22 protein-coding genes are annotated in these 25,538 nt (G+C 71.3%); 11 read left to right on the top strand and 11 right to left on the bottom strand.

Going from position 1 to position 25,538, the window contains the following annotated elements:
• Positions 1–108 precede the first annotated feature (108 nt).
• Both OG226_RS10960 and OG226_RS10965 read left to right on the top strand, forming a co-directional pair.
• Positions 109–663, top strand: a complete 555-nt coding sequence (locus tag OG226_RS10960; protein ID WP_329348741.1) for a TetR/AcrR family transcriptional regulator — start codon at positions 109–111, stop codon at positions 661–663.
• Positions 664–852: 189 nt separating this feature from the next.
• On the top strand, positions 853–1,350 hold the full coding sequence (locus OG226_RS10965) for an NUDIX hydrolase (protein WP_328676775.1): 498 nt from the start codon (positions 853–855) through the stop codon (positions 1,348–1,350).
• A 344-nt stretch (positions 1,351–1,694) separates the two neighbouring features.
• Here OG226_RS10965 and OG226_RS10970 read toward each other — a convergent pair whose 3' ends face one another.
• Positions 1,695–1,895, bottom strand: a complete 201-nt coding sequence (locus tag OG226_RS10970) for a DUF2191 domain-containing protein (protein WP_328676777.1) — start codon at positions 1,893–1,895, stop codon at positions 1,695–1,697.
• Positions 1,896–1,973: 78 nt separating this feature from the next.
• Here OG226_RS10970 and OG226_RS10975 point away from each other — a divergent pair, with 78 nt between their 5' ends.
• Positions 1,974–2,717 (top strand): Sir2 family NAD-dependent protein deacetylase, encoded by a 744-nt coding sequence (locus OG226_RS10975; protein WP_329348742.1) that lies wholly within the window; start codon positions 1,974–1,976, stop codon positions 2,715–2,717.
• Between the two features lie 715 nt (positions 2,718–3,432).
• On the opposite strand, the gene OG226_RS10980 is transcribed toward OG226_RS10975, so the two are convergent.
• Together OG226_RS10980 and OG226_RS10985 are read right to left on the bottom strand one after the other, a co-directional pair.
• A complete protein-coding gene (locus tag OG226_RS10980; RefSeq protein ID WP_328676781.1) occupies positions 3,433–3,918 on the bottom strand; it encodes a methylated-DNA--[protein]-cysteine S-methyltransferase in 486 nt (161 codons plus the stop codon).
• Between the two features lie 28 nt (positions 3,919–3,946).
• Positions 3,947–5,413: an AlkA N-terminal domain-containing protein gene (locus OG226_RS10985; RefSeq protein WP_329353364.1), complete on the bottom strand. Its 1,467-nt coding sequence runs from the start codon at positions 5,411–5,413 to the stop codon at positions 3,947–3,949.
• Between the two features lie 177 nt (positions 5,414–5,590).
• On the opposite strand from OG226_RS10985, the gene OG226_RS10990 reads away from it, so the two are divergent.
• On the top strand, positions 5,591–6,892 hold the full coding sequence (locus tag OG226_RS10990) for an aminotransferase class I/II-fold pyridoxal phosphate-dependent enzyme (RefSeq protein WP_329348743.1): 1,302 nt from the start codon (positions 5,591–5,593) through the stop codon (positions 6,890–6,892).
• A 112-nt stretch (positions 6,893–7,004) separates the two neighbouring features.
• On the top strand, positions 7,005–7,391 hold the full coding sequence (locus OG226_RS10995) for a luciferase domain-containing protein (protein WP_327400211.1): 387 nt from the start codon (positions 7,005–7,007) through the stop codon (positions 7,389–7,391).
• Positions 7,392–7,497: 106 nt separating this feature from the next.
• Here OG226_RS10995 and ppk2 read toward each other — a convergent pair whose 3' ends face one another.
• From ppk2 to OG226_RS11010, 3 genes are read right to left on the bottom strand one after another with little or no spacing between them, the layout of a single operon-like run.
• The gene (gene ppk2 / locus OG226_RS11000) at positions 7,498–8,388 is read right to left on the bottom strand and encodes a polyphosphate kinase 2 (protein ID WP_328676789.1); all 891 of its coding nucleotides are present in this window, start codon (positions 8,386–8,388) and stop codon (positions 7,498–7,500) included.
• 60 nt (positions 8,389–8,448) lie between these two features.
• Positions 8,449–8,682 (bottom strand): hypothetical protein, encoded by a 234-nt coding sequence (locus OG226_RS11005; RefSeq protein ID WP_328676790.1) that lies wholly within the window; start codon positions 8,680–8,682, stop codon positions 8,449–8,451.
• A gap of 17 nt (positions 8,683–8,699) precedes the next feature.
• Entirely contained in the window at positions 8,700–9,854 is a 1,155-nt protein-coding gene (locus OG226_RS11010) for an inorganic phosphate transporter (protein ID WP_329348744.1), read from the bottom strand.
• Positions 9,855–10,146: 292 nt separating this feature from the next.
• On the opposite strand from OG226_RS11010, the gene OG226_RS11015 reads away from it, so the two are divergent.
• On the top strand, positions 10,147–12,006 hold the full coding sequence (locus OG226_RS11015; RefSeq protein WP_328676794.1) for a M1 family aminopeptidase: 1,860 nt from the start codon (positions 10,147–10,149) through the stop codon (positions 12,004–12,006).
• 54 nt (positions 12,007–12,060) lie between these two features.
• On the opposite strand, the gene OG226_RS11020 is transcribed toward OG226_RS11015, so the two are convergent.
• Complete coding sequence (locus OG226_RS11020; protein ID WP_328676795.1) at positions 12,061–13,206, bottom strand: FHA domain-containing protein; 1,146 nt, start codon at positions 13,204–13,206, stop codon at positions 12,061–12,063.
• A 202-nt stretch (positions 13,207–13,408) separates the two neighbouring features.
• Here OG226_RS11020 and OG226_RS11025 point away from each other — a divergent pair, with 202 nt between their 5' ends.
• The 5 genes from OG226_RS11025 to OG226_RS11045 all read left to right on the top strand — a co-directional run bounded on the left by OG226_RS11025 (position 13,409) and on the right by OG226_RS11045 (position 20,603).
• Positions 13,409–15,178 carry a protein kinase domain-containing protein gene (locus OG226_RS11025; RefSeq protein ID WP_443066989.1) on the top strand — a complete coding sequence of 590 codons (1,770 nt, stop codon included), beginning with the start codon at positions 13,409–13,411 and terminating at the stop codon, positions 15,176–15,178.
• 90 nt (positions 15,179–15,268) lie between these two features.
• Positions 15,269–16,054, top strand: coding sequence for an IclR family transcriptional regulator (locus OG226_RS11030; protein ID WP_329348746.1), 786 nt, complete (start codon positions 15,269–15,271; stop codon positions 16,052–16,054).
• A gap of 133 nt (positions 16,055–16,187) precedes the next feature.
• Positions 16,188–18,269, top strand: coding sequence for an oxidoreductase (locus tag OG226_RS11035; protein ID WP_329348747.1), 2,082 nt, complete (start codon positions 16,188–16,190; stop codon positions 18,267–18,269).
• Positions 18,270–18,318: 49 nt separating this feature from the next.
• Complete coding sequence (locus OG226_RS11040; RefSeq protein ID WP_328676806.1) at positions 18,319–19,572, top strand: aromatic ring-hydroxylating oxygenase subunit alpha; 1,254 nt, start codon at positions 18,319–18,321, stop codon at positions 19,570–19,572.
• Positions 19,569–20,603, top strand: a complete 1,035-nt coding sequence (locus OG226_RS11045) for a 2Fe-2S iron-sulfur cluster-binding protein (RefSeq protein ID WP_328676811.1) — start codon at positions 19,569–19,571, stop codon at positions 20,601–20,603. The genes OG226_RS11040 and OG226_RS11045 overlap by 4 nt, the downstream gene beginning before the upstream one ends.
• 60 nt (positions 20,604–20,663) lie before the next feature.
• Here OG226_RS11045 and OG226_RS11050 read toward each other — a convergent pair whose 3' ends face one another.
• The 4 genes from OG226_RS11050 to OG226_RS11065 form a co-directional block, all read right to left on the bottom strand.
• Positions 20,664–21,179, bottom strand: coding sequence for an O-acetyl-ADP-ribose deacetylase (locus tag OG226_RS11050; protein WP_328676813.1), 516 nt, complete (start codon positions 21,177–21,179; stop codon positions 20,664–20,666).
• Entirely contained in the window at positions 21,176–22,585 is a 1,410-nt protein-coding gene (locus OG226_RS11055; protein WP_328676815.1) for a phytoene desaturase family protein, read from the bottom strand. Before OG226_RS11055 ends, OG226_RS11050 begins: the two co-directional genes overlap by 4 nt.
• A 109-nt stretch (positions 22,586–22,694) precedes the next feature.
• On the bottom strand, positions 22,695–23,537 hold the full coding sequence (locus OG226_RS11060) for an inositol monophosphatase family protein (protein WP_328676817.1): 843 nt from the start codon (positions 23,535–23,537) through the stop codon (positions 22,695–22,697).
• A gap of 116 nt (positions 23,538–23,653) precedes the next feature.
• Positions 23,654–25,456 (bottom strand): gamma-glutamyltransferase family protein, encoded by a 1,803-nt coding sequence (locus tag OG226_RS11065; protein ID WP_329348748.1) that lies wholly within the window; start codon positions 25,454–25,456, stop codon positions 23,654–23,656.
• Positions 25,457–25,538 lie beyond the last annotated feature (82 nt).

The following is a 25,538-nucleotide window of genomic DNA, read 5'->3' on the forward strand; positions in this document are numbered from 1 at the left end:
GGGATGTGCCAGAATGGAGAACGAAACGGAGGACCCTCCGGTACACCCGCAAACGTACCGGAGGACCCTCCGCTTAGCAATCCGACACCCGACGGACGGCCCGCACCCGTGAACCCCAAACCGACCCGCCGCGACGCCCTCGACAACCGGGAACGCATCCTGACCGTCGCCCGCGAGGCGATCGCCGCGTCGAGCAGCGCGTCCCTGACGGCGATCGCCAAGGAGGCGGGCGTCGGCATCGGGACGCTGTACCGCCACTTCCCCACCCGGGAGGCGCTGATCCTGGAGCTGTACCGCCACGACATACAGCACCTGATCGACCGCGCGCCGGTGCTTCTCGCGGACCATCCCCCGCTCGTGGCCCTACGCCTCTGGTTTGACGAGGTCGCCCACTACGGGAGGCTCAAGTACGGCGTCGCCGAGGTCATCCACGCGGCGACCGACGGCGGCGCCGACGACGAGTACTTCGCGCCCTTCGTGGCCGCGATCGCCCTACTCCTGAAGGCGGGAGCCGCCGACGGGTCGCTCAAGTCCGGGCTCGATCCGGAGGACGTGCTGTTTCAGCTGAGCGTGCTGTGGCGGCTCGATCCGGCGCGGGGCGGGGAGGCGCGGGCGGGGCGGATTCTGGACCTCATCGTGGATGGGTTGCGGGCGACTCCGTAGGGGCCGTGTCGAGGTGGTGGAGTTCCGGTCCTCGCCGCGCCGTTGCCACCACCCCCTCGCGGGTGACATCGCGGTGTCGTTCGTACGGCTCGCGGTGCGGGAGGCGCCCTGGTCGAGCCTGGTGCGTCACTTCCCGGTGCCGGGCAGCGAGCCGGAGAGCCGGCCGCGCGGGCTGGTTACCCTTCCTGGATGACCACTACGCAAGACTTCGCCACGTACCTCGCGGGTCTCCCCCGCATCCTCGCCGGGGCCGCCGCCCTCTTCCGTGACACCGAGGGCCAGGTCCTCCTCGTCGAGCCCAACTACCGTGAGGGCTGGGCCCTTCCGGGCGGCACGATCGAGTCCGACGACGGCGAGACACCCCGTCAGGGCGCGCGCCGCGAGACCTTGGAGGAGATCGGCCTCGACGTCGAACCCGGCCAACTGCTCGCCGTCGACTGGGTCTACCACGGCCCGGACTACCCGCCGTTGGTCGCCTACCTGTACGACGGCGGAGTCCTCACCGCGAACGACCTCAAGTCGATCCAACTCCAGGAGGAGGAGCTGTTGTCCTGGCGGCTCGTCCCGCGCGAGGAAGTCACGGAGTACCTGCCGGGGTCGTTGGGGCTGCGGGTTCTGGTCGGCCTGGATGTGCTGGAGGCGGGGGCGGGGACCGCGGAGTTGGAGAACGGGCGGCGGGTCGGCTGACGGGGGCGAGCGCCGGGGGCGGGTCGACTGACGCCGAGCGGAAAGCCGGGGGCGGATGAGGCTGGGCGGGTGGCTGACGCCCAGGCGGAAGGCTGGGCGACTGGACACCGCGGCTCACGCCGATCGGAGGTGCCCGGGGAGCGGACGCCGTGGACAACACCGAGGGCGGCCGGGCAAGTTGGCGGCATCGCTCGCCCGAAGCACGTCGGCGCAGGCCGGGCGGAGGCCGAGCAGCTGGACACGGTGGTGACGCCAAGCGGGGGGGGAGGACGGACGCAGGCGAGGTCACCAACGCCGTTGGCAAGCAGGCAAGTTGGTCCTCCTCCATCGCCCCGCGCCAAGGCTCAGCTCTCGACTTCCCGGGGTTTCACATCCACATCGCGCAGCGCGTCGTCGCGGGCCTCGGCCCTGGCCTCCGTGCGGTGGCCGCGCTCGATGTAGTCGCGGACGACGAGTTCGACGGCGTCCTGCGGGTTGCCCACGCCCGCGAGCACCATGACTTCCACGACGAGCGATGCGTCGAGCGAGACGGTCACCTTGGCCACGCGCGGACAGCAGCACCCGGCTCCGAGCCCGCGATATCCACTCGCCGCCCCCACCCCCACCGACCTACCCTCGGCACCATGAGCAAGCCTCTCGTCGCCCTTCTCAGTGGGGCGGGTATCTCGACGGACTCCGGAATCCCCGACTACCGCGGCCCCAACGGCCTGTGGCGGAAGGACCCCGAGGCCGAGAAGCTCGTCACCTACGAGTACTACATGGGCGACCCGGAGATCCGGCGCCGGTCCTGGCAGATGCGGCGTGAGAACCGGACGTTGCGGGCCGAGCCCAACGCCGCGCACCGGGCCGTCGTGGAGCTGGAGAGGTCCGGGGTGCCCGTGCGGGTCATCACACAGAACATCGACGGACTGCATCAGCGCGCCGGACTGCCCGCCCGCAAGGTGGTCGAACTGCACGGCACCGCGCGGGAGTTCGTGTGCACGGGGTGCCAGGTGCGCGGGCCGATGCGGGACGCCATCGCCCGGGTGGCGGCCGGGGAGGACGATCCCGCCTGCCTGGAGTGCGGCGGGATCCTGAAGTCCGCGACCGTCTACTTCGGCGAGCGGCTCGACCCCGTCGTGCTCGGCGCGGCCGTCGCCATCACCAAGGCCTGCCACGTGTTCATCGCCGTCGGGAGCAGCCTCCAGGTGCAGCCCGCCGCCGGGCTCGCCGGTGTCGCCACCGACCACGGGGCCCGGCTCGTCATCGTCAACGCCGAGGCGACGCCGTACGACGAACTCGCCGACGAGGTCGTACGGGAGCCGATCGGGACGGCGCTGCCCGCGCTGCTGCGCCGGCTGAGCGCGGGGCACGACGTTCAGGCGTGACCGCGGTCCGGGAGAAGCGTGGCGGACCGTCCGGCCGCCACGCTTCCGGGACTTGGGGGATCAGGAGTCGGTCACCGTGCTCTGCAACGGCCCGCTGGGTGCCGGGGTCGTCGGAGGCGGTGACCCTGACGACCTTCCACGTGGCGCTGGTCCGCGCCGCGTACTGCGGGACGGTGAAGTCGTAGCGGTATGTGGACGACTGGGCGTTCCCGGACTCGGAGTCGGTCGTCGCGGAGCCGTCCGGCTTCAGCGCGTAGCTGATGTCGAAGGCGGGTCCCACAGCGCTACCGTCCGCGGAGACCTGCCGGACGTAGACGTCGCCCGAGACGGCGGCGGCGCTCGCGTCGCCGTCCGTCACGGTCCGGTCGAGGGTCGCGGTCGCATCCCCGGCCGTGGCGTCGACGGTCGACGGGCTGAACGAGAGAGCACCGAGTTCCAGTCCTCCTTCGTTCTCCGCGGCCCGCGCCGGCCCCACTGAGGCGGTGTCCATATGAAGGGTCTGCCTCTTCGTGAAGGCATCGTTCACTACCTCCTCCGTGCCCGACCCGGGTGGATCAGCCGCCCGATGGCAGCAATCGCGATGCCGCCCATCAGGTGAATTGACCCGAGCATGAGATCCGCCAAATGCCGCTATGCGTACGGCGGTTGCTCACGCTGGTGAGTGAACCCGGGAGACCGCCCGGGCCCTGTTCATCGGCGAGGTGAGGTGCCGGTGCTAGAAAAGCGCCGCCCCGCTCTCGAAGTCCAGCAGCCGCTGCTTGCGGTCCAGGCCGCCGCCGTAGCCCGTGAGGCTGCCGTTCGCACCGACGACCCGGTGGCAGGGGACGATGATCCCGACGGGGTTCTTCCCGTTGGCGAGGCCCACCGCGCGGGAGGCGCCCGGGTTTCCGAGGGCGTCGGCGAGGTCACCGTAGGAGCGGGTCTCGCCGTAGGGGATGCGGCGGAGTTGGTCCCAGACCGTTTGCTGGAACGGGGTGCCGTGCAGGCGCAGTCGGACGGTGAACTCCTTCAACTCGCCCGCGAAATACGCCTGCAGTTGGGCCGACGCCTCGGCGAAGGGGGTGTCGTCGGGGGTGCCGAAGTTCTCCTCCGGGGGGCGGTGGCGTTGGTCGACCATGTAGAGGCCGCGGAGGGCGCCGTCGTCGTCGGCGACGAGGGTCAGCGGGCCGTAGGGGCTGTCGATCACCGTGTGGTGCTTCATTACCTCGGCTTTCCTTGTCCGAATGCCCTTATACCGGCAGGAAGTTGATCGGGTGGTTGTCCGTCGCCCACAGGTACTGGACCGCGTACGCCCGCCACGGTCGCCAGGCCACCGCGCGGGCGGTGAGGGCGGCCGGGGTGGACGGGAGGCCCAACTCCTGGGCCGCGCGCCGGATTCCGAGGTCGGTGGGGAGGAAGGCGTCGGGGTCGCCGAGGGCGCGCATGGCGATGACGTCGGCCGTCCAGGGGCCGAAGCCGGGGAGGGAGAGAAGGTGGGCGCGGGTCTCCGTCCAGTCGCTCTCGACCCCCAAGTGGAGCGTGCCGTCCGCCAGTTGGCCCACCAGCGTGGTGAACGTCGTGCGGCGGGTGCGGGGCATCGCCAGTGATTCCGGGTCCACCGCCGCCAAGGCCTCCGGGGACGGGAAGAGGTGGGTCAGGCCGCCCTCGGGGTCGTCGGCCGGTTCCCCGTGCGCGGTGACCAGGCGGGCCGCGTGGGTGCGGGCCGCCGCCGTGGAGACCTGCTGGCCGAGGACGGCCCGTACGGCGAACTCCGCCTCGTCGACCGTGCGCGGGACACGGCGGCCCGGCGCCTTGTCCACCAGCGGTGCCAGCACCGGGTCGGTCCTCAACCGGTCGTCCACCGCGACCGGATCGGCGTCCAGGTCGAGCATGCGGCGGCAGCGGCTGATCGCCACCGGCAGGTCGCGCAGGTCGCTGAGCGTGAGACGGCAGGCGATGTGGTCGGACTTGGGGGTCAGGGACGCGATGCCGTGGCCGTAGGGGAGGCGGAGTGTCCGGCGGTACGCGCCGGCGCGCCACTCCTCCACGCCCGGTACGGCGGTGGCCGCCAGGTGGCCGAAGAGGTTGTCGGGGTTGAGGGGCGCGCGGAACGGCAGGCGGAGGGTGAGGGTGCCCGGGGTCAACACGGTTGTCTTCGGGCGCCTGTTGCGCAGTTCGCTCGGGGAGAGGGCGAAGACGTCGCGCACGGTGTCGTTGAAGGTGCGGATCGAGGAGAAGCCTGCGGCGAAGGCGATCTCCGCCATCGGGAGGGCGGTCGTCTCGATCAACAGCCTTGCCGTCTGGGCGCGTTGGGCGCGGGCCAGAGCCAAGGGGCCGGCGCCGAGTTCGGCGAGGAGTTGGCGTTCGATCTGCCGGGTGCTGTAGCCGAGGCGGGCGGCGAGGCCGGGGACGCCCTCGCGGTCCACGGTTCCGTCGGCGATCAGGCGCATGGCGCGGGCCACCAGGTCGGCCCGCTGGTTCCACTCCGGGGAGCCGGGGCTGGTGTCCGGGCGGCAGCGCTTGCAGGCCCGGAAGCCCGCCTGCTGGCAGGCCGCCGCGCTCGGGTAGAACGTCATGTTCTCCGGCTTGGGCGGGACGACCGGGCAGCTGGGCCGGCAGTAGATGCGGGTGGTCAGGACGGCCGTGAAGAACCAGCCGTCGAAGCGCGCGTCCTTGGACTGGACCGCGCGCACACAGCGCTCCGTGTCGGTGTGCATCCCGTTCTGCATACGTCCAGCATCCGATACGGGGCGGACCGGGGCTGGCGGGAATCCGACATCAACCTTGTGTGGCCTGGTCAGGCACGGATCACCGTACATCCGGCGCAGGGCGTCATGGATGCGGGCGGGTTGTGCGTTTGTGGTGTGACCTCCGGCTTTGTAGCGTCGGCTTCCGTGACGCCTCCTTCCCCGTCTGCGCACACCGCAGACTCCCTCCCGGCCCTGCTCGACGCGGCCCGGAGCGACTACGAAGCCCTTCTCGCGAAGGGGCTCAAGCTCGACCTGACCCGCGGCAAGCCCTCCGCCCGCCAGCTCGACCTGTCCGCCGGACTGCTCTCGCTGCCCGGCGACCGCTACACCTCCGCCGACGGCACGGACTGCCGCAACTACGGTGGCGCGGACGGGCTGTTGGAGCTGCGGGAGATCTTCTCCGGGTTCCTGCAGGTCCCGGCCGATCAGCTGCTCGCCGTAGGGAACTCCAGTCTGGAGCTGATGCACGACTGCCTGGTGCACGCACTCCTCGGCACGCTGCCCGGCGCCGCGCGCCGCTGGGCGGACGAGGAGCGGGTCGCGTTCCTGTGCCCGGTCCCCGGCTACGACCGGCACTTCGCACTGTGCGAGCGGTTCGGCATCGAGATGATCCCGGTGCCGATGACCGCCGAGGGTCCGGACATGGACGTGGTGGAGCGGCTGGTCGCCGAGGACCCCGCCGTGAAGGGCATCTGGTGCGTGCCCAAGTACAGCAATCCGGACGGGACCTGCTACAGCGACGCGACCGTACGGCGGCTCGCCGCCATGCCGACCGCGGCGCCCGACTTCCGGGTCTTCTGGGACAACGCCTACGCCGTGCACCACCTCACCGACGAGGAGGTGGAGATCGCCGACCTGCTGCGCGCCTGTGCCGCGAGCGGGCATCCCGACCGGGTCTTCGTCTTCGGGTCCACCTCGAAGATCACGCTGGGCGGTGCGGGCGTGGCGTTCTTCGGTTCGTCGCCCGCCAACGTGGCCTGGCTGCGCGGCTACAGCGCCAAGCGTTCCATCGGCCCGGACAAGGTCAACCAGCTGCGGCACGCGATGTTCCTGCGCGATGCCGACGGGGTGCGCGAGCACATGCGCAAGCACCGTGAGCTGCTGCGGCCGAAGTTCGACACCGTGCTGCGCATCCTCGCCGAGCGGCTGGGCGGCACTGGTCTCGCATCCTGGTCCACGCCCCGGGGCGGCTACTTCATCACCCTCGACGTGCCCGACGGGTGTGCCCGCGAGGTGGTGCGGCGCGCGGCGGACGCCGGTCTCGCCCTGACTCCGGCGGGCGCCACGCACCCGTACCGCGACGACCCCAGGGACCGGACGATCCGTATCGCCCCTTCCTTCCCCGACCTCTCCGAGATCGAGGAGATCATCGAGGGCGTGGCCACCTGCGTACGGCTGGTGGGCTACGAAAAGGGCTGCGAAAAGCTTGTGCCCGAGGGGAGTTGACCCGGTTCGCGCACCGCACACCTGATGCTCCGCAGGTGTGCGGTACCTCACGCCCCGGTTACGAATCGCTCAACCTCTGGTTGCGAGGCGGTGCACAGTCCACGATGGGGACATGACCCTGGCCGAGCGAGCCATGCAGCGACTGGAAGGCTGGCGCGACCTCAGCGCGGTCCCGGCCAGTTGCGGCACGGGGCGGGCGTTGCGGTCCGCCCACAGCGAGATCGTGCATTTCCACTCCGACCACGATGTGGACCTGCATCTCACCGTCGGGGCCATCCTCCGGTTCCACCACGATCTCAGCGAGTCGACGGCGATCCGGATCATCCCGGGCTCCCGCTGGGTGACGGTCCACCTGGACTGCGAGACGGACGTCGACCTGCTGCTGAGCCTGGTCAGCGTCGCCCTCAAGGCACACGCGGGCGGGCCCCCGTCCGGGAGCCCGCCCGCGACCGGCTGCAACTTCCACCGGGTGACACTGGTGCCGCGCGACGGAGACTAGGCGCCGCGCCGGCTGTACCCGCGATGTGCCGTCGTTTTCTGCTGCCGCGCCGTCGTGGCTGGTCGCGCAGTTCCCCGCGCCCCTTCGGGGCGCTCAGGTCCTGCCCCTAGAACACCGCCGCCGTGTCGTCCTCGCCCTCCTCCAGCAGGTTCGCCGCCGCGCCGACGATGCGCGGATCGGGACTGCCGACGACCTCCTCGTCCTTGTCGGCGTAGTCGAAGCGGGCCAGCACGCTGCGCATGGCCTCGACCCGGGCCCGCTTCTTGTCGTTGCTCTTCACCACGGTCCAGGGCGCGTGCTCCGTGTCGGTCTCCCGGAACATCGCGACCTTGGCGGCGGTGTAGTCGTCCCAGCGGTCCAGGGACTCCAGGTCCATCGCGCTGAGCTTCCACTGCCGTACGGGATCCACCTGGCGGATGGTGAAACGGGTGCGCTGTTCACCTTGTGAGACGGAGAACCAGAACTTGATCAGGTCGATGCCGTCGTCCGCCAGCATCCGCTCGAACAGCGGGGCCTGGCGCATGAAACGGCGGTACTCGTCGTCCGAGCAGAACCCCATCACACGCTCCACGCCCGCCCGGTTGTACCAGGACCGGTCGAACAGCACGATCTCGCCGGCGGTCGGCAGATGCTGGACGTACCGCTGGAAGTACCACTGACCGCTCTCGCGCTCACTCGGCTTCTCCAGCGCCACCACGCGGGCGCCACGCGGGTTCAGGTGCTCGGTGAACCGTTTGATCGTGCCGCCCTTGCCGGCCGCGTCGCGTCCCTCGCAGACGATGACGAGCCGGCGCCCGGTCTCCTTGACCCAGCGTTGCAGCTTCAGCAGTTCTATCTGCTGGAGCCGCTTGTGCCAGTCGTACTCCTTGCGCTCCATGCGGTGTTCGTACGGGTAGTTCTCCCGCCAGGTGTCCACCGTGCTGCCGTCGGGCCGCACCAGCACCGGGTCGTCGGCGTCGGTGTAGTCGACCCGCAGCCCACTCAGCAGTTCGGTCATCCCGGCCTCCTCTCAAGGGGGTTCAGTGGCTCAGAGGTGATCGGTGGTGATCCGCCGTACTCAGTGGAACTGCGGCACGATCAGATAGATGCCGTATGCCACGACAGCCGCACACGCGAGAAAGCACAACCCCGCCTGTGTCAGACCGAGGGCGTGTGTGCCGCCGTCCTGTTCGCGCGCGGCCTCCACCTGGGCGACGCCCAGGATGCCCAGCGCGAAGACGACGACCACGCCGACGGTGACTCCGATGCTCACCGCGGCGACCTCGCCGAGGGCGCTCCAGTCCAGACTCATCGCTCAACTCCCTTGACTCAGGCGGCCGTACGGACGTCCGAGGACGCCTCGCTGCGGATGGTGACCTCGTGGGTCTCGTTCACGTTGTCCGCGTGCACGGGGTTGCGACGCGAGGCGATCACGATGAATCCGGCCACGGCGGCGGCGATCAGCGCGATCAGCGCCGTACCGAGGTTGCCGCCGTGCTTGACGACGGTCGCGGACAGACCGCCGACGAAGGCGGCCGCCGGGAGGGTGACCAGCCAGGCGATGACCATGCGGCCGGCCGTGCCCCAGCGCACCTCGGCCAGGCGCCTGCCCAGACCGGCGCCGAGGATGCCGCCGGAGCAGACCTGCGTGGTGGACAGCGCGAAGCCGAGGTGGGCGGAGGTGAGGATGACGGTCGTGGAGGCGGCCTCGGCCGCGAAGCCCTGCGGGGACTGGATGTCGGTGAGGCCCTTGCCCATCGTGCGGATGATGCGCCAGCCGCCGATGTAGGTGCCCAGGCCGATGGCGAGTCCCGCCGCGGTGATGACCCACACCGGCGGACCGGCGTCGTGGCCGAGCGCGCCCACCGAGATCAGGGTCAGGGTGATGACGCCCATCGTCTTCTGGGCGTCGTTCGTGCCGTGCGCGAGGGAGACCAGGGAGGCCGAGGCGATCTGGCCGAGCCGGAAGCCCTTGGTGACCGAGTCCTTGCGGGCCCGGGCGGTGATCTTGTAGGCGAGGTAGGTGGCGAGGAGCGCGGCGATCCCGGCCACGAGCGGGGAGGCCACCGCGGGGATCAGGATCTTCTCCACGACCTTGTCGAAGTGGACGCCGTCGGCGCCCGCGCCGACCCAGACGGCGCCGATCAGGCCGCCGAACAGGGCGTGCGAGGAGCTGGACGGCAGTCCCAGCAGCCAGGTCAGGAGGTTCCAGAGGATCGCCCCGACGAGCCCCGCGAAGATCATCCCGGGTGTGACCAGGGTGTCGTCGACGATGCCGCCGGAGATCGTCTTGGCGACCTCCGTGGACAGGAAGGCGCCGACGAGGTTGAGGGCCCCACTGATCAGAACCGCCGTTTTGGGCTTCAGCGCCCCGGTGGCGATGGACGTCGCCATCGCGTTGGCGGTGTCGTGGAATCCGTTGGTGAAGTCGAAGGCCAAGGCCGTGACGATGACGACCGCCACGAGGAACGTGATGTGGTCCATCGTTCGATGGAAGCAACCGAAGGCGTACATTCGGCCAACCGGAGGCCAAATCGAGGCATGGCCCGTGCAACGCCGACGTGCACATGCCCCGCTCCGCCCCTCACTCACCCCTTCTTCCACGCCACGCACACACTTCCCCCTCCTTATGGCATGGACCGGTCAAATCTGCGAAGCTTCCCCCGCGATCACGCAAGCGCTACGCGCGTTCCCACGGCCGCCCACCGGAACACCCAGTCCGGCCCGGCGGCCACCGAGCAGGCCGGAATCCCGGCCGCCGTATAAGGAGTTCCGTGTGAGATCGACCCCCCACAAGGCCCTCGCCGCCGGCGTCTTCGCCGTCGCCGCGGTGGCCGCGCTTTCGCTCCCCGTCACCCCGGCCGCCGCCGCGCCGTCGGCCGCCCCGCTCGCCGCCGCCTGCGCCCCGGCGCAGGTGGTCGCCAACGGCGGCTTCGAGAGCGGCACTTCGTCCTGGACGCAGTCCTCGACCAGCGTCATCACCAGCCGCACCGGGCAGAGCGCCCACGGCGGCACCAGCTTCGCCTGGCTGGACGGCACCGGCGGCACCCACACCGACAGCCTGAGCCAGAGCGTCACGATCCCGTCCGGGTGCAGCAGCGCCACGCTCACCTTCTGGCTGCACATCGACACCGCCGAGACGACCTCGTCGACCGCGTACGACAAGCTCACGGCGAAGATCGGCAGCACGACGCTGGCGACGTACTCGAACCTCAACAAGGCCACCGGGTACGTCCAGAAGTCGTTCGACGTGTCGTCGTTCGCGGGCCAGACCGTGAGCCTCGCCTTCAGCGGCACCGAGGACTCCAGCCTGCAGACGAGCTTCGTCCTCGACGACATCGCGCTGAACACCTCGGGCGACACCGCCCCGCCCGCCGACTCGACGCGCACGCCGGCCGCACCGGCGTACACCGTGAGTCTGAGCAGCAACACCGCCGGCACGGTCTGGACCGGCCACGAGAGCACGACCTTCACCAACGCCTCGGCCACCCCGCTCACCGAGGTGTACCTGCGGCTGTGGGACAACTACCACGGCACCTGCTCCGCGCCGCCCATCACCGTCACCAACGTCACCGGCGGCACCGCGGGCGCCCTCTCGGTCGCCTGCACGGCCCTCCAGATCGCGCTCCCGACCCCGCTCGCGCAGGGTCAATCGACCACGATCGGCTTCGACTTGGGGATCACCGTCCCGAGCGGCGCGGACCGGTTCGGCTACGACGGCGCGTTCAGCATGATCGGCAACGCGCTGCCGGTCCTCGCGATCAAGGACGGCTCGGGCTGGCACCTGGACCCGTACACGAACAACGGCGAGTCCTTCTACTCCCTGGCCGCCGACTTCAAGGTCACCCTGGACCACCCGACTACCCTGCTGGTCCCGGCCACCGGCACCTCGGTCGACACCCCCGGCACCAGCGGCCGTACGGTGACGACGGCCACCGCGGCCAAGGTCCGTGACTTCGCGTGGGCGGCAGGCCCGTTCACGAAGATCTCGGGTACGTCGACGGCCGGCACCCCGATCAACATCTACTCGGTGTCGGGCATCAGCTCGTCCAACGCCCAGTCGATGCTCACCACCGCCAAGTCCGCGGTCGACGCCCACGCGGGACGCTTCGGTGCCTACCCGTACGGCGAGTTGGACGCCGTCATCGACAACAACTTCTGGTTCGGCGGCATGGAGTACCCCGGCTTCGTCCTCGACCTCGTCAGCACCACGGCCCTCACCCATGAGATCGGCCACCAGTGGTTCTACGGCATCGTCGGCGACGACGAGTACAACAGCCCCTGGCTGGACGAGGCGTTCACCGACTACGCCACCGACCTCGCGCAGGGCCTGACCGGCACCAACTGCTGGAACAACGTCTCCTGGGCCTCCTCGGCGGAGAACATCACCAACTCGATGGCCTACTGGGACGCCCACTCGTCCCGCTACTCCACCGTCGTCTACGGCTACGGCAAGTGCGCCCTGCACGACCTGCGCCGCACCCTCGGCGACACGGTGATGGCCAAACTCCTGAAGGACTACGCCACTTCACACTGGTACGGCGTCTCGACCACGGCCGAGTTCAAGGCGGCCGCCCAGGCCGCGACGACCACGGACCTGACGTCCTTCTGGACGACCCACCGCATCGTCGGCTGACGGACGGGGAGTCGGCGGTGCGGTCGGGGATCGCACCGCCGACTCCCTTTGCGGTCAGACCCGTCGGGTGGGCGCCGCCGCGGTCGGCGGTACGGCGATCCCGTCGGCCTCCGTGCGCCAGGCGTCGGCGAGTTCGGCGGGGAAGCGCCGGCCGCTGCGGGTGAGGACGACACCGGGGGCGAGTTCGACCTCGTCACCGGGGCGGAAGGACCGCTCGCTCTCCGGCGGCAGCGTCTCCCACGGCCCGGACACGCCCCTGCGGCCGGCGCTGCGCATCCGGGTCCCGTACGTGCTGACGTCACGGACCAGGACCGTCCCGCCGCGCGCGGAGACCGCCACATGCCGACGGCTGACCTGCGCGGCGATCTCCGGCGAGAGCAGGCTGTGCAGGGCGATGCCCGCCGGTCCCGGCAGCCGCCCGACATGCACCTCGGAACCCTCGTCGAGGGTGTAACGGGCCACGCAGGTACGGTCGATGACCACCTTGAGCTGTGCCGCGGCGGGCCTTCGCCCCTGGTCGGTCAGCGGGCTGCCGTGCACCTCGCAGGTGGGGACCCCGCGCCGCATCCGGGGCAGCAGGACACGGTCGCCCCGGTGGACGTCGTAGAGCGTGCAACGGGGTTCCGGGCAGCGCCAGTTGCGCATGATGACCTCGGTCAGCGGGGTGCGGGCCGGGCCGAGCAGGCCCTGCTTCTTGAGGGCCGCGAGTTCCATGCGGTAGGAGATCTCGGCCTCCGTGCGCACGCCCATGTCCATGGGGACGACGGCGACCGAGCCGTCGGGGCGGGGTTCCGGTCTGAGGAACTGCCAGGTGTTCCCCTGGATCCACGGGTGTTCGACGCGATGGTCGACGTACTGGTCTCCGGTGACGACCCGGGTACCGGTCATCCGGGCCAGGTCCAGGACGCGTTCGTCGGCGTCGTCGACCTCCTCGACCAGCCCGTCCGCGACCCACCGGCGCAGCCTGCGCACCTCGGCCGGATCGCCGAACTCCCGGTGCCCGCCCAGCAGACTGGTGTCGGCGACCAGGTAGACGGAGACGTCCGGGTCCCCGGTGAGTTCCGTCAACGCCCGCAGAACGAGCGCCAGTCGGTGCAGGGAGCGCGGCCCCCGGGGGCCGATGGAGGTCTGGCGTACGACATTGGAGAGTTCCACCAGGTAGTCGGCGCCCTCCGCCGAGGGGACCAGATGCTGTTCCACACACGCCTCCCAGTCCGACAGGACCTGTCAACTGCCTTGATTCTCCCGGACCTTCGCCGCTTTTCCCCGACCTCCTCGGATACTTCCCGATGACCGGCTTGCGCCGGTACGATCACTCGCCTGGCGAGGGGGGCTGTACATCTTGAACAGTGCTGAAAACGGTGGCCACTTGGGACCTCTGGGCCCCGACGACCCGCGGGACGTGGCAGGTTACCGGCTGCTCGCCCGGATCGGCGAGGGCGGCATGGGGTCCGTCTACCTCTCGCGCACGCGCGGCAACCAGCCGGTCGCCCTGAAGGTGATTCGCCGGGAGTACGCCCAGGACGAGGAGTTCCGCCGCCGCTTCGAGCAGGAGGCGACCTCCGCCCGCCGGGTGCAGGGCTACCACATCGTCCCGGTCGTCGACCACGACACCACCGGCCCACAGCCCTGGCTCGCCACCGTCTACGTCCCCGGCCTCGCCCTGGACCGGGTCCTCGCCCTGCACGGGCCGCTCCCGCTGCCCGCGGTGCTCCAGCTGACGGGCTGCGCGGCGGAAGCCCTGCACGCCGTGCACAAGGCCGGTGTGATCCACCGGGACCTGAAGCCGAGCAACATCCTCATCGGCTCCGACGGCCCCTGGATCATCGACTTCGGCATCGCGCGGGCCGCCGACGCCACCCAGCTCACCCGCAGCGGCGGGCTGATCGGCACCCCGCAGTTCATGTCACCGGAGCACGCGAACGGCCAGGAGCAGACCCCGGCCGCCGACGTCTTCTCCCTCGGCCTGATCGCCGCCGTGGCCGCGACCGGCCGCCATCCGTACGGGGACGCCGGGGCGATCACGCTGGCCACGAAGATCGCCAACACCGAGTTGCGCCCGCCGGACCTGACATCGTACCCCGAGCCGCTGCGCGCGGTCCTGGAACGCACGCTGGCCGCCGACCCGGCCGCCCGCCCCGCGCCCTCCGAACTGGCCGCCCTGTGCGAGGAGTTGGCCGAGCGGCCGTTGCGGGACTTCACCGGCTGGCTGCCGGTGGCCGTCGCGGCGGACATCGCTCGGCAGGAGCAACTCGCGCGTGAGCAGGGGGCATGGGAGGGTGGAGCGGATCTCGCGGGTGCCCCTGCCGAGGCCGACCCGGCTGCGGGTTCGAGCGACTCCGCAGGAGCGGCGGGCGCGACGACCGTGCCGCCCGGCGGCGGGTCCCGCGGTGCCGTGCCGCCCAACTCCCCTTCGCCCGGCGGATATACGCCCACCCACACACCGGGGTCCGACCAGCCGACGCAGCACGCCCCGACCCGCCCGCCGCAGCCTGTGTCCGGCCCGGCGCCCTCGTTCCCGCCCGGGGCACCGCCCTCCGCCACGGCACCGGCCCGCGGCCGGACCCCGCTGGCGGTCGGCGCCGCGGCGCTGGCCGTGGTGGTCGTAGCGGCGGCGGCCTGGGTCCTCACCCGTGACGACGACAAGGACACCGGCGCGAAGGGCGGCACCGGGCAGACAAGTTCGTCGGCGCCCACCGGCACCACCGCGTCCCCCTCCACGAGTTCGACGGCCGGCGGCTACACCGCGGTCTTCAAGGACAAGCCGCTCACCCTGCGCGCCCAGTTCACGACGGGCCGCAGCTCGTACACCAACGTCGACCTGGACTCGCCGCGGATCGACACCCACGCCTCCAGTTCGACGACCGGGGCCGAGCTGCAGTACGCGGAGTGGGGCACCGCCCACACCCTGAACCTCGTGACGACCACGGGAAAGAGCGCGGGTCCCACCCCCGAGCAGTGCGCCGAGGGCGCGGCGGCGAACGCGCTGCCCTCCCAACTCGCCGATGCCGACCAGGGCAAGGAGCTGACCAGGGGCACGCTGCTGTGCACCGTCACCGACGAGAAGAACCTGGCGATGCTCAAGATCAAGGATGTCGTCGTCCAGAAGGACGCGTCCGGCATCGAGGCCCGCGACTACGTCACCGAGCTGACCCTCTGGAAGACAGCCTGACCGGCGGGCCGGGAGACGGCCTCACCATCGCTTCGGGCAGCGGCTCACCGGGCTCGCGGACGGCCCCTCCCGCTCGATTACCCTTCCGCCATGACCAGCAACGGAAGCCGCCCGCGCGATCACTCGGTGCAGTCCGTCGACCGGGCCGTGTCGATCCTCCAGGTGCTGGCCACCCGGGGCCCCAGCGGCGTCACCGAGATCGCCGAGGAGCTGGGCGTCCACAAGTCGACCGTGTTCCGGCTGCTGGCGACGCTGGAGTCACGGGGGCTGGTCGAGCAGGACACCGAGCGCGGGCGGTACCGCATCGGGTACACGATGGTCGAACTCGCGGCCGGGGCGAGCAAGGTGAACGACCTCTCCCTGCTGAGCCGCGCCGTCTGCCAGGAACTGGCCGCGGCCGTCGGTGACACCGTGAACGTGGCGATCCACGACGGGCACGACGTGATCAGCATCGACCAGGCGATCGGCGCGGCGGCGATCACGAGCATCGACTGGGTCGGCAGGCGCACCCCGATGCACGCCACCGGCGCGGGCAAGCTCTTCATGGCGCACATGCCCCCCGGCCAGGTCGCGGAGATCCTCGCGCGCGGGGTGGAGAAGTACACACCGCACACGATCGTCGACCCGGCGCCCCTCGCGGCGGCGCTGAAGACGATCCGCGAGCGGGGCTACGCGACCACCAGCGAGGAGCACGAGATCGGGCTGGCCGTGATCGCCGCCCCGGTCCGCGCGCTGGACGGCGGCGTCATCGCGGCCGTGACCCTGTCCGGGCCGACCTACCGCATCAACGAGGACACCGTTCCCGGTCTCGCGGAGCAGGTGCTGGCCGCCGCCGCGAAGATCTCCTGGCGCCGGGGGCACGTGAAACGCGGATGAGCGCCGCGCGCACGGCGAGTTAACACGGCGGGCTCTTGACGGGTGGGGATTCCCAGCTCCACCATTTGTTCCGTATCGCGGAGCTGTTTCGCATAGCGAAACGGTCCGCTCGGAGCTCTCCTGAGGAGCTGCTGTGCCCTCACCCGCCGCCGTGCCCGCACGTGTCCTGGATCCCCTGCTCCAGCCCTTCCGGCTCAAGCACCTCACCCTGCGCAACCGGGTGGTCAGCACCTCCCACGAACCGGCGTTCGGCGAGGACGGCCTGCCCAAGGACCGCTACCGGGCCTACCACGTGGAGAAGGCGCGGGGCGGGGTCGGCCTCACGATGATCGGCGGCTCGGCGGTCGTCTCGCCCGACAGCCCGCCGGCGTTCGGCAACCTGCTCCTGTACCGCGACGACATCGTGCCGTGGCTGCGCCGGCTCGCCGACGACGTGCACGAGGCCGGGGCCGCGGTGATGTGCCAGGTCACCCATCTGGGCCGCCGTACCAGCAACTTCACCGGCGACTGGCTGCCGGTGGTGTCCGCCTCGGCGCTGCGCGAACCCGCGCACCGCGCCTTCCCGAAGGCCGCCGAGTCCTGGGACCTGGACCGGATCGTCGCCGACTACGCGGCGGCGGCGGTCCGTTGCAGGGAGGGCGGCCTCGACGGCATCGAACTGGAGGCGTACGGCCACCTGTTGGACAGTTTCCTGTCCCCCGCGACCAACCACCGCGACGACGAGTGGGGCGGCGGCCTGGAGAACCGCATGGCGTTTCCGCGCCGGGTGATCCGGGCCGTCCGCGAGGCCGTCGGCCCGGACTTCGTCGTCGGCATCCGGATGTCGCTCGACGAGGCGCACCCCGGCGGCCTCCCCGGTCTCGCCTTCGAGGAAGCGCTCACCGCCGCCGAGCGGTACGCCGCCGACGGCATCGACTTCCTCAGCGTCATCCACGGCTCCATCGAGAGCGACGCGTCCCTGGCGAAGGCCATCCCGTCCATCGGCACCCCCCTCGGGCCGTACCTGGACTTCACCGGCGAGATAAGACGACGCCTCTCCGTCCCCGTGCTGCACGCGGCCCGCATCGCCGACGTCGCCACCGCGCGGCACGCCCTGCGCGAGGGACTGCTCGACCTGGTCGGCATGACCCGCGCGCAGATCGCCGACCCGCACCTCGTCGCCAAGGTGACGGCCGGCCAGGAGGACCGCATCCGGCCCTGCGTCGGGGCGAGTTACTGCCTCGACGCGATCTACGACTCCGGCGACACCAAGTGCATCCACAATCCCGCCGTCGGCCGCGAACTCCACGTACCGCACCTCATCACCGCCACAATCGGCCGCCGCAGAAGGGCGGTTGTGGTCGGCGGGGGCCCGGCCGGCCTGGAGGCGGCGCGCGTGCTCGGCGAACGCGGCCATGACGTCGTCCTGTTCGAGGCGGGCGACCGGCCCGGCGGGCAGCTCAGGCTCGCCGCGTCGAACCCGCGCCGGGCCGACCTGATCCAGATCGTCGACTGGCGCCTCGCCGAGTGCAGACACCTCGGCGTCGACCTGCGTCTGGGCACGTACGCCGAGGCCGCCGACGTCCTCGCCGAACGCCCCGACCTCGTGATCGTCGCCACCGGCGGCCTCCCCGACCGCGGCTTCCTCAGCGCGGGCAAGGACCTGGTCTCCGACACCTGGGACGTGATGACGGGCTCGCTGCGCCGCCCGCGCGGCGAGATCCTGGTCTACGACGACCACGGCGGCTATCCGGCGATGGACGCCGTGGAGGTCCTCACCGCGTCGCCCGGCGTCCGGATCGAGTACGTCACCCCGGAACGCACCCTCGCCCCCGACGTCGGCAGCATGAACTCCCCCGCCTATCTACGGGCGTTCGCGAGACACGACGTCACCACCACACTCGCCCGGCGGCTGCGCTCCGTACGCCGGTCCGGGGACGGGCGGCTCACCGCGACCCTGTACAGCGAGTACACCGAAACGGAGACCGAGCGGACCGTGGACCACGTGATCGTGGAGCACGGGACTCTCCCGAACGACGAGTTGTACGTCGAACTCCTCCCCGGCTCGACCAACCTCGGCGAGGTCGACCACCGCGCCCTGCTGGCGTACGAGGAGCAGTCGGTGGTCCGCAACGAGGCCGGCCGCTACCAGTTGTTCCGCATCGGCGACGCCGTGGCCGCCCGCACCGTCCACGCCGCGGTCTACGACGGGCTGCGGCTGTGTCTGCCGGACTGAGCGCCACCCCGTCCGCACGTCAACTCCCCAGTCGCACCGGAGAGATGAGATGAAGCAAGCGACCACCGACGTCGGCGACCTCGTGGCCCGACGTACCGCCGGTCAGAGCCTCGAAGCCCCGTTCTACGTCGGCGAGGAGTTCTTCGACCTCGACATCGAGGCCGTCTTCGCCCGGAGTTGGCTGTTCGTGGCCGCCGAGGCGGAGCTTCCCGAGCCCGGCGACTACGTGACGGTCGGCATCGGGTCGTACTCGGTCATCGTCGTGCGCGACGACGACGAGGACGTCCGGGCCTTCCACAACGTCTGCCGCCACCGCGGCGCGCGCGTCCTCGACGAGGAGCGCGGCTCGGTGGGCAACATCGTGTGCGGGTACCACCGTTGGACGTACGGCGTGGACGGCGGACTCCTGCACGCCGAGTCCCAGGCGCCCGGCTTCGACCCGTCCTGCTTCGGGCTGCGCGCCGTGCACGCGCGCACGGTGGCCGGGCTGGTCTTCATCTGCCTGGCCGACGAACCGCCCACCGACTTCGACGAGGTCGCCGCCCGCATCGAGCCGTACCTCGCCCCGCACAACCTGGCCAAGGCGAAGGTCGCCACGCAGATCGACCTGGTCGAGAACGGCAACTGGAAGCTGACCATGGAGAACAACCGGGAGTGCTACCACTGCGTGGGCCACCCCGAACTCCAGGCCTGCTACTTCCCCATCTACGGCTACCGGGAGCAGGACATCCCGCCCGCCCTGCGCCCCGCCTACGAACGCTTCCAGCGGGCCGACGCCGAGGCCCGGAGAACCTACGACTCGCTGGGCCTGCCCTACGCCGAGATCGAGGAACTCGACACCCGCCCCACCGGTTTCCGCATCCAGCGCGAACCCCTCGACCTGGCCGGGGAGTCCTACACCCCGGACGGCACGGCCGCGTGCACACGTCTGCTGGCGGACTTCCCCACGGCCCGACTGGGCCGGCTGTCCATGCACCTCCAGCCCAACTCCTGGTTCCACTTCATGGCCGACCACGCGATCACGTTCTCCACGATCCCGCTGGGCCCGGACCGCACCCTCGTCCGAACCACCTGGCTCGTGCACGCCGACGCCGTGGAGGGGATCGACTACGACCTCGACACGATGACCAAGGTGTGGAAGGCGACCAACGACCAGGACGCGGTGCTCGTGGCCCGCGCCCACCGGGGCATCAGCAGCCCGGCCTATCTACCGGGGCCGTACGGCCCGACGGAGGAGCAGGTCGAGGCGTTCGTCAACTGGTACGTGACCAGGCTCAAGGCACACCTGGAGCTCCGGCCATGAGCGAGACCGAAGAGCTGCTCGTCTGCCGTCAGGTGCACCCGCTCACACACGACGTCACCACGTTCGTCTTCGAGTACGCCGAACCCCGGCTGTTCCGGCACGACCCGGGCCAGTTCCTGACGCTGACCCTCGACATCGACGGCCGGCCGGTCCAGCGCTGCTACACCATCTCCTCGTCGCCCACCCGCCCGTTCCTGCTCTCGATCACGGTGAAGCGCATCCCGGGCGGGCTCGTGTCGAACTGGCTGCACGACCGGCTGCGCCCCGGCGACACCGTGCGGGCGCACGGACCGCTCGGCGAGTTCAGCACGGCCCGGCATCCGGCGCCCAAGTACCTGTTCCTGTCCGGGGGCGTCGGGGTGACGCCGTCGATGTCGATGACCAGGACGCTGTACGACCTGGCCGACCCCGCCGACGTGGTGTTCGTGCACAGCGCGCGCACCCCGGCGGACATCGTCTTCCGCCACGAACTCGACCTCATCGCCGCGACCGCGCCCAACATCCGGGTGGTCCACATCTGCGAGGAGGACCGCCCGTACGCCCCCTGGGGCGGATACCGCGGCCGTCTCACGATCGAGACGCTCCGGCAGGTCGCGCCGGACTTCCGGGAGCGGGAGGTCTTCACCTGCGGTCCCGCCCCCTACATGGCCGCCGTACGGCACCTGCTGGCGGAAGCGGGCCTCGACATGGACCGCTACCACGAGGAGAGCTTCACCTTCGAGACACCGGCCACGCGGGCCGAGGCCTCACCGGTCACCGCGACGGATGCCGGCTTCAAGGTCGAGTTCACCCGCAGCGGGCGCACCCTCGACTGCGACCCCGACACCTCGCTCCTCGCCGCCGCCTCCCGGGCCGGCCTCAGCCTGCCGGCCTCGTGCGCCCAGGGCATGTGCGGCACGTGCAAGGCGACCCTGCTCTCCGGCTCCGTCGACATGCAGCACAACGGAGGCATCCGGCCGCGCGAGATCACCCAGAACAAGATCCTGCTGTGCTGCTCGAAGCCGCTGGAGGACGTCGTGATCGACGCGTGAGTGCCATCACAACTACCCAGGTTCCTCGGGCGAGTTGGGCCGACGGGCCACGACCGTCGGTCAGCGCACCTGCCGGCCGAACGCCTCGTACGCCGCCTCGTCGAAGAGGACGAACGTGACCTCCTCGACCGATGTCTGCGCCGCCCGAACCGTCGCTACGGCGATCCGCGCCGCGTCGTCCATCGGCCAGCCGAAGATCCCGGCCGAGACGGCGGGGAACGCGACCGTACGGGCGCCGAGTTCGTCGGCGACGCGCAGGGACTCGCGGTAGCAGGAGGTCAGCAGCTCCGAGCGGTCCTCCTCGCGGGAGTAGACGGGTCCCACCGTGTGGATCACCCACCGCGCGTCCAGTTCCCCCGCCGTCGTCGCGACCGCCTTGCCGGTGGCCAGGCCCTTGCCGTAGTGCGAGGCGCGGAGCCTGCGGCAGTCCGCCAGGATCGCGGGGCCGCCCCGGCGGTGGATCGCGCCGTCGACTCCTCCGCCGCCCAGAAGTGAGGAGTTGGCCGCGTTGACGATCGCGTCGGCGCTCTGGCGGGTGATGTCACCCCGGACGAGGGTGACAGTGACGGTGGTCATGACTGCCTCAGTCTCCGCCAGACGGCCTTCGCCGCGTTGTGTCCCGACATGCCGTGCACTCCGGGGCCGGGCGGGGTCGCCGAGGAGCAGATGAAGACGGCCGGGTGCGGGGTGCCGTACGGGGAGAGGGAGAGTTTGGGGCGCAGCAGGATCTGGAGGCCGGTGACCGCGCCGGTGCCGATGTCGCCGCCCACGTAGTTGGCGTTGCGGGCGGCGAGTTCGGGTGGGCCCGCGGTCGCGCGGGCGAGGACGCGGTCGCGGAACCCCGGGGCGAAGCGCTCCAGTTGGCGTTCCAGGGCGTCCGTGAGGTCGCCGGTCCAGCCGCTGGGGACATGGCCGTAGGCCCAGAAGACCTGCTTTCCGGCCGGAGCGCGGGTGGGGTCGACGACGCTGGGCTGCACGGTGATCATGAACGGCTTCTCGGGGGCGCGGTTCTCGCGGGACGCGGCGCGCAGGGCGGTGCCGATCTCCGTGCTGTCGGCGCCGATCTGTACCGTGCCGGCGGTGCGCGCCTCCTCGGCGGTCCAGGGCACCGGCCCGTCCAGGGCGTAGTCGACCTTGAACACGCCTGCGCCGTAACGGTAGTTCGCGTAGTAGTCGCCGAAGCCCGCGATCTTCGCCAGGGCGGTGGGCGAGGTGTCGAAGACGTAGGCGCGGGCCGGCGGGAGGTCGTCGAGACGCTTGACCTCGTAGTCGGTGTGGATCGCGCCGCCGAGGTCCTTCAGGTAGGCGGCCAGGGCGTCCGAGATGGACTGGGAGCCGCCGCGCGCCACCGGCCAGCCACGCGCGTGTGCCGCGAGGGCGAAGACCAGGCCGATCGCGCCGGTGGCGAAGCCGCTGAGGGGGGCCATGACATGGCCGACAAGTCCGGCGAACAGGGTCTTGGCACGCTCGTCCTGGAAGCGGCTGGTCAGCCAGGTCGACGGGGGCAGGCCGGTCAGTCCGAAGCGGGCGAGGGTGACCGGGTCACGCGGCAGCGCGGTGCGCGGCAGGGACATGAAGTCGCGGACCAGGGTGTCCCACTTGGGGAGGAAGGGCTCGACCAGCCTGCGGTACGCGCCCGCGTCACGCGGTCCGAACGAGGCCGCCGTCTCCGCGACCGAGCGCGACAGCACGGCCGCGCTGCCGTCGGTGAAGGGATGCGCCATCGGCAGCTCGGGGTGCAGCCACTCCAGGCCGTAACGCTCCAGCGGCAGGGCGCGGAACGCCGGGGAGTTGATGCCGAGCGGGTGTGCCGCCGAGCAGGGGTCGTGCCGGAAACCGGGGAGGGTCAGCTCCTCGGTGCGGGCGCCTCCGCCCACCGTGCCCCGGGCCTCGAACACGGCCACGGAGAAGCCACGCCGGGCCAGCTCCACGGCGGCCGTCAGTCCGTTCGGCCCCGCACCCACCACGACCGCATCGAGCATCGACGGCACCTTGGGACCCCTTCGTCAGCCGATGGCCACTCGACATCAGGATATGCCGCGGGACTGACACTCCCGGGGTCAGCCCTCCAGGTGAGCGCAACCCGTGACCCTACGACGCCCTCAGCAGCTCCATCACGCGCTGCGCGGTCGCCGCGTCCCGGGCCGCCGTGAACGGCAGCGCGTTGCCACCGGTGATGCGGAACGGCTCCCCCGTGAGCGTGCGGTGGGCGCCGCCCGCCTCCTCGACGAGGAGCAGGCCCGCCGCGTGGTCCCAGGCGGCCTCCCAGGAGAAGGCCGTGGCGTCCAACTCGCCCCGGGCGACGGCGAGATACTCCAGGCCCGCCGAGCCGCACGGGCGCGTGTGCACGCCGTCCGCCCACAGGCCGAGCAGGGCGCGCTTCTGGGCGTCCGTCGTGTAGTCCGGGTGGGAGGTGGCCACTTCCAGGTCCCGGGCGGGGTCCGGGGCGCCGGAGCGCAGCCGTACGCCGTCGAGGAAGGCGCCGCCGCCCTTGACGGCCGTGGCCATCTGGTCGCGGGCCGCCGCGTAGGCCCAGGAGGCGAGCAGCTCACCGTGCCGGGCGAGCGCGACCAGGGTGCAGAAGCCGGTCTCGCCGCGCACGAACTGCCGTGTCCCGTCGACCGGGTCGACGATCCAGACCGGGGCGTCGCCCTGTATCGCCTCGTACGTCTCCGGGTCGGCGTGCACCGCTTCCTCGCCGACGACGACGGAGCCGGGCAGGAGGGAGCCGAGCACCTTGGTCAGGTACCGCTCGGCGTTGCGGTCGGCGTCCGTGACCAGGTCGTGCGGGCCGCTCTTCTGGTCGACCTCGTGTGCCGCGAGCTGCCGGAAGCGGGGCATGATCTCCGTGGCCGCCGCCCTGCGGATGGCTTCTTCGACGTCGGCCGTGTGCTGTACGAGAAACTCGTCGATGGTTTCGGTGTCTTCGATCATGCCTCCATGAGAGCACGCGTCACTGACAATCCCCACCCGCCCGGTGCACTCCGGGTGGAATCACCATGAACACCCGGCGCCGGAGATCACGGGGAGCCGGTCCCTCCCACGGCAGGTCAGCGCCCCACGGCGTACCCCTGCATGCCCCGCGGATTCGCCGCCGCCGACAGGATCCCGGCCGCAGGATCCCGGGCGACCGCGCACAGCCGCCCCTCGGACCAGGCGTCGCCGACGGTCACGTCATGGCCGCGTCGCCGCAGCTCCTCCACCACCGCCGCGTCCATGCGGGACTCGACGGTGACGCTCCCGGGGCGCATACCGCGCGGGTAGAAGGAGCCGGGGAAGCTGTCGTTGTGCCAGTTCGGAGCGTCGATCGCGCCCTGGAGGTCGAGGCCGCCGCGTGCCTTCGCGCGCGTGGCGACCGCCAGGAAGAAGTGCAGCTGCCACTGGTCCTGCTGGTCCCCGCCGGGCGTGCCGAACGCCAGGACCGGCACTCCGTCGCGCAGGGCGATCGACGGGGTGAGCGTGGTGCGCGGACGGCGGCCCGGGGCAAGGGAGTTGGGCAGGCCGGGCTCCAGCCAGGCCATCTGGAGCCGGGTGCCGAGGGGGAAGCCCAGCTCGGGCACCACCGGGTTGGACTGCAGCCAGCCGCCGCTGGGCGTGGCCGCGATCATGTTGCCCCAGCGGTCGACGACGTCGAGGTGGCAGGTGTCGCCACGGGTACCGCCGTCGGCGCTCACCCGCGCGACGGTCGGCTCCCCCGCCCCCATCGGGTCGAACCCGGACTCCTCGGGCGCCACCACGCGCGCGTGCCCGCACAGTCGCGGCGCGCGCCCTCCGGGGCTGCCGGGCCGCAGCTCGTACGACGCCTTCTCGCCGATCAGCTCCCGCCGCGCGTCGTTGTAGTCCGCCGACAGCAACTCCCCCAGCGGTACGGCGTCCTCGCCCGCGTCCCCGTACCAGGCCTCCCGGTCGGCCATCGCGAGCTTGCAGCCCTCGATCAGCAGATGGACGTAGTCGGCGGATTCGTAGGCGGGCAACTCGGCCGGGAGCAGAGCCAGTTGCTGGAGGAGGACCGGGCCCTGGCTCCAGGGGCCGGCCTTGCACAGGGTCCAGCCGTTCCAGTCGTACGTCGCCGGTGCCTCGTAGGACGCGGACCAGGAGGCCAGGTCGGCGGCCGTGAGCGTGCCGGTGCGGTGCTCGCCGCTGGTGTCCATGGTGGGCCGCCCGGACTGCCGTACGAGGGCCTCGGCGATGAACCCGGACCGCCACACCTCCCGTGCCGCCTCGATCTGGGCCTCCCGGTCGCCCACCCCGGCGACCTCGGTGAGGAGTCGCTTCCAGGTGGCGGCCAGGGCGGGGTTGCGGAACAGCTCGCCGGGCCGGGGGGCCTTCCCGTCGGGCAGGTACACGTCCGCCGACGAGGTCCACTCCGTCTCGAACAGCTCCCGTACGGCCTCGACGGTCGCCCCGACGTTCTCCACGCACGCGTGGCCGTCCTCGGCGTACCCGATGGCGTACTTCAGGACGTCGGCCAGGGACTTCGTGCCGTGGTCCCGAAGGAGGAGCATCCAGGCGTCGAAGGCGCCGGGAACGGCCGCCGCGAGGGGTCCCGTACCGGGTACGAGATCCAGACCGAGTCCCCTGTAGTGCTCGATCGTCGCGCCCGCGGGGGCGACACCCTGGCCGCACAGCACCCGCACCTCGCCGCCCGCCGGGGCCAGCAGGATGGGCACCTCACCGGCGGGTCCGTTGAGGTGCGGTTCCACGACGTGCAGGACGAACGCCCCGGCGACGGCCGCGTCGTACGCGTTGCCGCCGTCCTCCAGGACGGCCATCGCCGACTGCGAGGCCAGCCAGTGCGTGGAGGACACCATGCCGAAGGTGCCCTGGAGCGTGGGTCGGGTGGTGAAGTGCATATCTCACCTCGGTGGTCGCGCGCGTGCGCCGGGGCTCGGCTCCGGTCGCCCTGGTCGGGCAGCAGACTATCGACCCGTCCCG

The organism is Streptomyces sp. NBC_01261 (genome assembly GCF_036226385.1).
In the GTDB taxonomy this organism is placed as follows: domain Bacteria; phylum Actinomycetota; class Actinomycetes; order Streptomycetales; family Streptomycetaceae; genus Streptomyces.

What these genes read in the sequence shown, in the direction of transcription:
- OG226_RS10965 (WP_328676775.1), top strand. Translation starts at nt 853, where the DNA reads ATGACCACTACGCAAGACTTCGCCACGTACCTCGCGGGTCTCCCCCGC.
- OG226_RS10975 (WP_329348742.1), top strand. Translation starts at nt 1,974, where the DNA reads ATGAGCAAGCCTCTCGTCGCCCTTCTCAGTGGGGCGGGTATCTCGACG.
- OG226_RS10980 (WP_328676781.1), bottom strand. Translation starts at nt 3,918, where the DNA reads ATGAAGCACCACACGGTGATCGACAGCCCCTACGGCCCGCTGACCCTC.
- OG226_RS10985 (WP_329353364.1), bottom strand. Translation starts at nt 5,413, where the DNA reads ATGCACACCGACACGGAGCGCTGTGTGCGCGCGGTCCAGTCCAAGGAC.
- OG226_RS10995 (WP_327400211.1), top strand. Translation starts at nt 7,005, where the DNA reads ATGACCCTGGCCGAGCGAGCCATGCAGCGACTGGAAGGCTGGCGCGAC.
- ppk2 (WP_328676789.1), bottom strand. Translation starts at nt 8,388, where the DNA reads ATGACCGAACTGCTGAGTGGGCTGCGGGTCGACTACACCGACGCCGAC.
- OG226_RS11005 (WP_328676790.1), bottom strand. Translation starts at nt 8,682, where the DNA reads ATGAGTCTGGACTGGAGCGCCCTCGGCGAGGTCGCCGCGGTGAGCATC.
- OG226_RS11010 (WP_329348744.1), bottom strand. Translation starts at nt 9,854, where the DNA reads ATGGACCACATCACGTTCCTCGTGGCGGTCGTCATCGTCACGGCCTTG.
- OG226_RS11030 (WP_329348746.1), top strand. Translation starts at nt 15,269, where the DNA reads ATGACCAGCAACGGAAGCCGCCCGCGCGATCACTCGGTGCAGTCCGTC.
- OG226_RS11040 (WP_328676806.1), top strand. Translation starts at nt 18,319, where the DNA reads ATGAAGCAAGCGACCACCGACGTCGGCGACCTCGTGGCCCGACGTACC.
- OG226_RS11045 (WP_328676811.1), top strand. Translation starts at nt 19,569, where the DNA reads ATGAGCGAGACCGAAGAGCTGCTCGTCTGCCGTCAGGTGCACCCGCTC.
- OG226_RS11050 (WP_328676813.1), bottom strand. Translation starts at nt 21,179, where the DNA reads ATGACCACCGTCACTGTCACCCTCGTCCGGGGTGACATCACCCGCCAG.
- OG226_RS11055 (WP_328676815.1), bottom strand. Translation starts at nt 22,585, where the DNA reads ATGCTCGATGCGGTCGTGGTGGGTGCGGGGCCGAACGGACTGACGGCC.
- OG226_RS11060 (WP_328676817.1), bottom strand. Translation starts at nt 23,537, where the DNA reads ATGATCGAAGACACCGAAACCATCGACGAGTTTCTCGTACAGCACACG.
- OG226_RS11065 (WP_329348748.1), bottom strand. Translation starts at nt 25,456, where the DNA reads ATGCACTTCACCACCCGACCCACGCTCCAGGGCACCTTCGGCATGGTG.